4 protein-coding genes are annotated in these 8936 nt (G+C 48.7%); 2 read left to right on the top strand and 2 right to left on the bottom strand.

Annotation, left to right across the window (positions count from 1 at the left end):
- Both RIF36_RS12925 and RIF36_RS12920 read left to right on the top strand, forming a co-directional pair.
- Positions 1–4765, top strand: a 4765-nt coding sequence (locus tag RIF36_RS12925) for a T9SS type B sorting domain-containing protein (RefSeq protein ID WP_350121352.1), incomplete at its 5' end; no start/stop codon positions are given.
- Positions 4766–4773: 8 nt separating this feature from the next.
- Positions 4774–5703: a PorP/SprF family type IX secretion system membrane protein gene (locus RIF36_RS12920; RefSeq protein ID WP_350069228.1), complete on the top strand. Its 930-nt coding sequence runs from the start codon at positions 4774–4776 to the stop codon at positions 5701–5703.
- 99 nt (positions 5704–5802) lie between these two features.
- Here RIF36_RS12920 and RIF36_RS12915 read toward each other — a convergent pair whose 3' ends face one another.
- The gene (locus tag RIF36_RS12915; RefSeq protein WP_350121350.1) at positions 5803–6903 is read right to left on the bottom strand and encodes a 6-phosphofructokinase; all 1101 of its coding nucleotides are present in this window, start codon (positions 6901–6903) and stop codon (positions 5803–5805) included.
- A gap of 153 nt (positions 6904–7056) precedes the next feature.
- A complete protein-coding gene (locus RIF36_RS12910; protein WP_350069222.1) occupies positions 7057–8931 on the bottom strand; it encodes a serine hydrolase domain-containing protein in 1875 nt (624 codons plus the stop codon).
- Positions 8932–8936: the final 5 nt, after the last annotated feature.

The raw sequence follows: 8936 nt of genomic DNA, 5'->3' as shown, positions 1-8936 counted from the left end.
AGGTAACGTTAACTTCACCGACGTACCTGCTGGTAGCTATTTCCTAAAAGCTGTAAGAAAGACAACTGGTTGTGCTTCAGGGCTGGCTCAGGTAACTGTGGGTACTGATGGATACGAACCTGTATTCCGCACTCCTATCATTGCTCACGACAACTTCTGTACAGGCGGAAATGGTGAGGTTTCGATTATTCTGGAAGACCCTGCTAACCTTGGCACGGACCTACCTGCCGGACAATATGCTAACTTCGACTTCGACTGGTCCTACCATGGTACTGCAATCACTAACCCAGCGGTTGCCCAGCCTGCTCTCAGCGGTAATGGAATGTTCTCTGCCACTGGACTGGCTGCTGGATTCTACACGATTGTCGTAACCTCAAACGTTCAGCCGGGACAAGGTTGCTCCGATCAAATCGTGGTGCAAGTAGAAGATAATCCTGACCAAGTACTCATTCGTGCTACCGACATCGCAAAAACCGATTCGCAGGATTGTGACCCGGACGAAAATGGCACAATCACCGTAAATGATGTATTCCTGAATGGTGCTTCCAATGGAACAGGTGGGTACACATTCAAGCTTTGGCAAAAATTAGGTAATGGCACATTCACTGATACATTCATTGGTACTGTTGTTCCCTTACCGACCTTCGCTGTTAATACTGTTTCAGATTTGCCTTCTGGTACCTACTTCGTGCAAGCCACCAGCACATCTGGTTCTGGCTGTACTTCCAACTTCAGGCAGGTGATTATTAACGACGTTTCGGTGAAGCCAACGCCATCAATTAGCCAGGTACGACCAAATACATATTGTGATCCTGCCAACTTTGACGGTAGCTTAACAGTGACTATCGGCAACAACGATGGTGGGGCATACCTCTACCAATGGCACAAAGGCTCGATTGGAGTTGTCAACCCAGTAGCAGTGGGCAATGGTGGCCAAACTGCTACCATCTCAAATGTTGAGGATGGACAATATTGGGTGCAGGTAACTGACAACCAGTCCACTGGTTTGAACTGTGCAGCTACGGCCGCTTTCAACCTCCAGTACGTGCCAGTAGTAATCACCCTGCAGGCAAGCAGCACTGATGATACGTCTTGTGATGTTGAAAACGGCTCTGTTTTCTTCAACGGCACGACGGACTTCATTACTATCACAAGTTCGGGCAACCCTGCGGACAATGCGACGGTTAATACTACAGCCAATATTGATGCGAACTATACGCTCCGTTTGTACAACGCTAGCTTCTCATTGCATGGAGCCGGCGTGTTCACAACGGCAGCGCTTGCAGCAGAGCCCCTGGCTCCTGGTCGCTACTATGTGACTGCCACACACAAAACCTTCCTGTGTGCCTCTGAGTTCTACCCTGTCGATATAGAAGATGCCAGGGAGATGCCTGAATTGGAGTCGTCTACTATCACAGCCGACATCAACTGCACAGGCGACAACGGAACCATCACCTTTGGATTGAAGACTGGTGCCAGCAATGCTGGGCAGACCTACGGCCTGACCTGGACATACCAGACAACTTTATCTGCCGCAGCTGGTGCCTTTGTTCCCGGTTCGATCAGCGGAGATGGTAACTCGGGAACTGAGTTTGTGGTATCCGACCTTGCTGTCGGCTTCTACACGGTAATTGTGGAAAATACTGCTTCTGGTTGCGAAACGACAGAGCGGTTCCAGGTTACTCAGAACCTCGTAACCCCAGCGTTTACTGCAGCGGCTTTGACACACTCTACATTGTGCACTACTCCGGCTGGTAACGGATCATTCGAACTGAGAAGCAATAAGATCACCAACGGCGTTCAGGATCTCCAGGCATATACCTGGAGATTGTACCAAAGCAACAAAACAACCCAGGTAGGTGCCAACTTGGATGTAAGCGGGTCAACCACTGTTTACAATCATACGAGAACGCTTGGCCCTGGCGAATACTATATTCAAGCAACCAGAAACTCGACAGGTTGTCCTTCGGCATTCATTAAGCTGACTATTGAAGACCACCACGTGAATCCTTCACTGACAGCCGTAGTTACTGAAGACCAGGGTTGTGTGGGTGGAACGCTTGGCGTGGGAGCAATAACAATCACTCTGGCTGCACAGGATACGGACGGCGATGCTACAACAGATGGCACTACCATCACTTGGGCCAATACTACCGGAGCACTGCCAGCCTTCAATGGCCTGACAAGCATCACCGGTCTCTCAGCTGACACTTATACGGTCACGATAGTTAACAATGTCTCGACATGTCAAGTGTCCCAGCAAATAGTTGTTGGTACGCAATCTCTCCCAGTCGTAGTAACCGCAAGAACAACTACTGACCAAACCAACTGTACGCCTAACGGTGCTGCTTCGGTAGACGTAGTTACTCTGGGTGGCGCTGCAAGTGCTTTGGCAGACTACAACTTCACTTGGAAGGATGTAGACAATGCCACTACCCTTGTCAACAATGTGGCTGGGCAGAACAGCATCAGCAACCTGAGCGCTGGAGCTTACACTGTCACTCTAACACATGCCGTTACAGGTTGTGCGCAGACACTTGAATTTGTGGTAGAAGAAGAAATCACTTACCCTGTGGCCGACATCACGTTAGTGCAAGTCGATCAAAGCTGCGATCCTTCCACTGCCAATGGCGAGTTGAGTGTAATAGTAGATGATCCAAGTGCTGTTGGCTACGATATCAACAACTATGTAATCACCTGGTACGAAGGCAGTGGTGTAACAGGCACTAACCTGGGCAACACGCAATCCATTAGTGGTTTGGCTGCCGGGCCTTACACCGTTGAGGTATTGAATAACCTTACCGGTTGCACAAGCACCGCAGAAATCACGTTAGAGAACGTGCCGGTAATACCGCAGTTGCTTTTTGATGACATTGAGGTGTTGCCAATGACAGTATGTGACCCTGCTGATGGCTCTATAGAGATCAACGGCATCACGCCTGGCGTATTGGCTGATTATACCTTCGAGCTTTGGAATGTAAACCCGGCTACGGCGGGTGCATCACCAATAGCAACAGCTGCCGACACTATCTTCACAGATTTGGAAGCTGGCATCTACTACATAAGAGCTGTGGACAATGCCTTCGGATGTAGCTCCATAGAAGTAGAAGTAGAAGTGGAAGACGCTTCAACACCGCCTGTAATCAGCCTGGTAAATGTTGAGGTGCAAACGAACTGTAACCCTGCCATTCCTAACGGCTTACTCGAAGTAACAGCTAATGGGTCAAATGACACAAATGCCTATACTTTCGCCTGGTACAGGGGCACTACAGCCACCGGCACGCCGCTTCTGACAAACAACCCTGTCCTCAGTGGTATTGCTGCCGGTATGTACACCGTGCTGGTCACAGACCTTGCCACAGGTTGCAGCTCTGTTGAAACTTATCCAATGACGGACGAGTCAATCAACCCACTGGAGGTAACAACTACGGCGACTGTGAACGACAGATGTATAGCACCATTCGATGGAGTGGTAGCCGCTAACCTGATCACCCTGCCGTTTGGTAAGGAGATTCAGGACTATAGATTCCTATGGAGAGCTGGTTTGGTGGCTCCTGGTTTCAACGCCGGAGAGTTCGACTTTGAAGGACAGTCGTGGGAGAATTTGAACAGCGGCACCTACACGTTGATGGTCTATAATATCGACGACCCGCTGTGTCAGTCACAACCTATTCAGGTGGTAGTGCCGGATGCAACTACCATTCCTGACGTGATCGTTGCTGAGACACAAGCACTGACGATATGCTTCGAAGACCAGCCTAACGGCGAATTGAGTGCCATCCTTGCCGACAGCACTGTAACCGGTCACACTTTCGAGTGGTACACTGGAACGTTAGTTGATCCAGCTGCTAAAATCTTCGACGGGCCTGTGGTTGGCAATCTGGCTGCTGGTCCCTATACACTGAGAGTGACCAACACAATTACTGGTTGTCAGTCTACCCAAACAGTAGAGGTGACTGATCAAACAGTAACGCCTTCTAACCCGACTCTGACACTTGTGAGTAATATGACAAGTTGTGCCGCTCCAAACGGTGAAGCAAGGGCGACAGTAGAAGGTAATATTGGCAACTATCAGTTCGACTGGTACGAAGCAACGGATACTACGACAATCATCCACACAGGCTTCGATCCTAAAGGGCTGGGAAGAGAAGGCGAAACCGTAGAGTACATTGTGATCGCTACTGATCTTCTGACAGGTTGTGTATCTGAAGAGTCAAGAATATCAATCAGCGATGCACGCACAGAGCCTCAGTTTGTGGTGGATGTGCAAGACTCACAGTGTCTGGTGCCAACAGGAGTTGCGCTGCTGGTGTTCCCTGAGCCAATAGAACTTGATAGCGTAGTCTGGACTCACCTTGCCACAGGCAACACAACTTTTGAAGGTGGATTGTTTGAAGCAACATTTGGTGACTATTCGGTGACCATTTGGGATGGCAACGGATGTACAGCGACACAGGAATTCACTATCGGAGCGGATATCGTGATCTACAACGGCGTCTCTGCCAATGGCGATGGACTGAACGACTTGTTCATTATGGATTGTATCGATCAGTTCCCTAACAACAATGTGAAAATTTTCAACAGAGCTGGAGCCATTGTGTGGGAAGGGGATAGTTACGATAACACAGATATATACTTTGATGGTGTCAGTAACAAGGGAATAGTAGCTGGAAGCAGGCTGTTACCTGCGGGTACCTATTTCTATCTCGTAGACAAAGGTGATGGAACTGATCCACTTTCTGGCTATCTTGAGCTCATAAGGTAATGTTAAGTATGAAGATTGTAACTAGATTATTGTTCTGTGTAGTGGTGTTGTTGGGCAACTGGGACGTATTCGCCCAGCAACGCCCGGTCATTTCGCAGTACATGTACAACGGAATGGTGCTGAATCCGGCCTATGCAGGAAGCACCAACGAATTCAGTGCTGCGGTTATACACCGGGATCAATGGGTCAATATTGATGGTGCACCATCATTCCAGACGTTCACTGGCCATACACCTTTGTTTAGTAATCAGATCGGCGTCGGTCTAACGGCAACGAGAGACCAGGTGGGTATTCATACTGATTATGGATTTTATGCCAGCTACGCCTACAAAATCAAGCTAGCGACAGGCTATTTGGCAATGGGGCTGCAAGGCGGGTTCAACGACAGAAGGTCAAATTTCGACCTGCTAACTATCAGGGATGAAAATGACAACATTCTTTCAGGAGTTGCCCGAAAGTTCAGCCCGAATTTTGGAACAGGTGCTTACTATTACAATAAACGAGTGTACCTGGGAGCATCGATCCCCCACATTGTAAAAAACAGGGTTGTCGATGTAAGCTTGGGTAAGGGGACGGAAGCCAGAACACCCCGTTACGTATATTTAACCGGAGGAATGGTTTTCCCGCTGACCGACAACATCAATCTTCTTCCGGCTGTGCTGATCAGGTACCAGGACAACCTGCCATTGGGTATCGACCTTAACTGCAATGTGATATTTGAAGACATTGTTTACGCAGGTCTCTCCTACCGTAGCGGTGATTCAATGACGTTGATCACCCAACTTGTATTGAACGAGAACATCCGGCTTGGCTATGCCTACGACATGGTTACATCGAACCAAAGGCAATACACTAACGGAACGCATGAGATCATGATCAACTATAGAGTATTAATAAAGGCTCTTTCTAAAGATCCTTTATGCCCGGTTTATTATTAATCAACCTAACTTCCTCGAAAAGCCAAACAGCATTGTTTGGCTTTTTTTTTGCCCGGGTTCACTGCCTTAAAAGTGATAGAGGTATTATTGAAGTCCAACTTAATCTCCGAAAGAAATCCCTAAGCCTCTTGCTGTTTTCACTAGGTAGGAATCAGTGTTAACATAGTTGTAGGTACTAATGGCCTCCAGCAAGGGAACGTCCACGATGTCGTTGTGTTTATAGGCCACCATCCTGCCAAACTTCTGTTCCAGCACCATTTCAAATGCCTTCACGCCAAATTGCAAGGCAAGCACCCTGTCAAAGGCTATAGGGCCCCCTCCTCTTTGGATATGACCCAATACGGTCTCACGAATGTCGGCCTCACAGCCCGCATCTTTCAATTCTTGAGAAAGCCGGTAAGCACATCCTCCCAACCGGATATTTTTATACCCCACCTCGCTGCTTTTAGTGGCGACCACATCACCCCCAATCGGCTTAGCACCCTCAGCCATCACAATATGAGCGAAACCCTTCCCATTATGGTAACGCTGATCAATTCGTTGCTTGATTTTCTCTACATCATAGGGAATCTCTGGAATAAGACAAACCTCTGCCCCACCAGAAATGGCTGTATGAAGGGCAATCCAGCCAGCTGCCCTGCCCATCACCTCCATGATCATTACCCGGTGGTGGCTTTCGGCAGTGGTCACCAGCTTGTCGAGGCTATCGGAAGCAATTTGCACCGCTGTTTGAAAACCAAAAGTAAAATCGGTGCCCGAAAGATCATTGTCAATTGTTTTCGGGACGCCTACGATGTCCAGACCCCGCTCATAAAGCTTCTGTGAAATGCGCTGTGAACCATCGCCGCCTATGCTAATTACCGCAGTTATGCCGAGGGCGTCAAGGCGGTTGAGTAGGTCATCGGAGCGGTCAATGCTGGACCAGCTTCCATCTTCATGCTTCACGGGCCAGGTAAACGGCCCTCCTTTATTGGTTGTTTTTATGATAGTGCCGCCCTTTACATGGATGCCGGCGATGGCCTTGTTGTCCAACCTGACAATCTCCTGGGGGTCGCTCAGCACGCCATTATAGGCTTCTATACTTCCGTACACCTCCCATTCAGGGTTTTGCTGCGACCTCTTTACAATCCCCCGCAACACGGCGTTGAGACCGGGGCAGTCGCCGCCGCCTGTTAGCACCAGTAGTTTCTTCTTGCTCATATTTCCAGATTTCAAATGAATCTAAGCAATCCACAGGAAATACAAAGCGGTTCTTTATTGAGCATGCCATTGGGAGGCCGAGTGGTCAGGCTTGTGAAAATCAATTCCGCTTAAAAAAGTCACCTAAATAGCTCAATAAAAAGACAGGCGGTGTTAGTACTCCCACACTTTCAATCCCATCCAGCCAGCATCATAAAGAAATAACGTGACAATGACACAGGAGAAGGCCAGCAAGATATAATACACGGAGAAAGCCTTCTTCTCCCCCAACTTAAAGTTCATAATGCCGAAGCGGGTGCTTAAAAAAGCACTGAATAATATGATCCAGCCTCCCAGGTAAATAAGCCAGCCATTCAAGGTCGGTTCGCCTGCTTCACTTAGCTTATTAATGGTTCCGAGGAGCCCGGTAGAAACCATAACCAAACCAACCACCACCAACGACGGCACCATTCTCCGAAAGAACTCCTGCCAGGGCAACGACTTTCTGATCGCAAAAATCAACCACACCAGCGTAGCAAAGCACGAACTGGCCAACAATACCAACGACACCACCAGCAGTACCCGCTTGGTGACAACACTCGAGTATTTCACTCTCTCAAGATAGTTGCCAACTACTGCCGTAGCCAACACAGGCTCACCTGTGTCGGTTGGTACAAATACATGACTGGGAACATAGTCTTTGAGCCCGGCAAAAAGATAGCCCTCCCCATTTGAATTAGTAACTGGCACCACTGGAAAGCGATCCTTCATAAACTGCTTCAGGTACAGGGTGTCGTTGTCGATGGTCACCTCACAGGTGCTGAATATCCGATCGATAAAGGCAAAAATCTGGTTACGGGAGGCTTTGAAGAGGTAGTAGCCTTCGTATTGTTTCATTGTTTCAACATCCAGTGCCTGAGCAGCTGGCTTTGCAACTGATATGTCCTGCACCAGAAACTGCTTGACAAGGTTGACCAAATCTCCCATGCCCTTGCCTGCATTGTTGGAAATGGCAAAGCCTATTCCATACTGACTGTTGTAACCGAAAGACGATGAAAAACCATCAATCCCGCCATCGTGCCCATGAAACGAAACAGGAAGCTGCGTATCAAAAGTATAGTTTCCCAGGCCATAGCCAACTGGTAAGCCGGCCTGATTGGCAATGGTGTAGACTGGTCTCTCCATCAGGTCAAGTACCTTTGAGGCAAAAACTTGCACAGAATCTACCCTTCCCCTTCTGATCCAAAAAGAAAGAAACCGTGCCATATCGTTGGCATTGCTATTGAAGGCTCCTGCAGGGCGATGATAGATGGGAAGAAAGGGCACTTCCTTTCCGGTTCCGTCATATCCTTTAGAATAAGCTTGTCCCTCAGGAACAGACTTAAAATTAGAGGTCTTCATCCCGATTGGGCTGAGTACCGTTGCGGTTATGAATTCATCGTAGGGTTGCTCTGCATACTTTTCGATAAGGTAACCGGCCACTGTCCAGCCAGGGTTGCTGTAGGCATAGCGGGTTCCCGGCTGCCACCGCACTTTAAGCGTTTTTTTGTGCTGCGCCAGCACCCTCCCTAGAGGGTAAACAACAGTATCTGAGGTGTTGTACACCTCATTCAGGTGCATGTCGTCGAACCCTGCTGTGTGTGAAAGCAGGTGTTTTACCCGCACAGGGTGCTCCGGCTCGAAGCTGTTCTCAAAGTCGATTTCCGGTGCCAAATCCTTCACTTCGTCTTCCAGTGTAAACTTGCCTTCTTCCACTAACCTGAGCACGGCCAACGCCACAAAGCTTTTGGTAATAGACCCCAACCTGAACAGGGTAGACCCATCAACCCCAGAATTTGCCTCTTTGTCTTTCACGCCCAGTCCGCCTGAAAAGATGGCGCTGTCATCTTTTACAATGGTCAGCATGATACCTGGGATGTTGTTCCTTTCCATCAGCAGTTCAAGGGAGTCTGTCAGCTGCCGGGGCGTTAGCGGCGTGGCGGAAGGCTGAGCTGTGGCAACAAAAAAGCTAAAAATAAGAGCGGCCGAGAGTTCAAACGCATGCTTCATTCCTT

Source organism: Imperialibacter sp., from assembly GCF_040222815.1.
Taxonomy (GTDB): Bacteria; Bacteroidota; Bacteroidia; order Cytophagales; family Cyclobacteriaceae; genus Imperialibacter.
Note: the sequence above shows the minus strand (reverse complement) of the source record. Positions and strands in the feature narration are given on the sequence as shown.

Bases quoted from the DNA above. Each gene is read 5' to 3' on its own strand.
- RIF36_RS12915 (WP_350121350.1), bottom strand. From the start codon at position 6,903: ATGAGCAAGAAGAAACTACTGGTGCTAACAGGCGGCGGCGACTGCCCC.
- RIF36_RS12920 (WP_350069228.1), top strand. From the start codon at position 4,774: ATGAAGATTGTAACTAGATTATTGTTCTGTGTAGTGGTGTTGTTGGGC.
- RIF36_RS12910 (WP_350069222.1), bottom strand. From the start codon at position 8,931: ATGAAGCATGCGTTTGAACTCTCGGCCGCTCTTATTTTTAGCTTTTTT.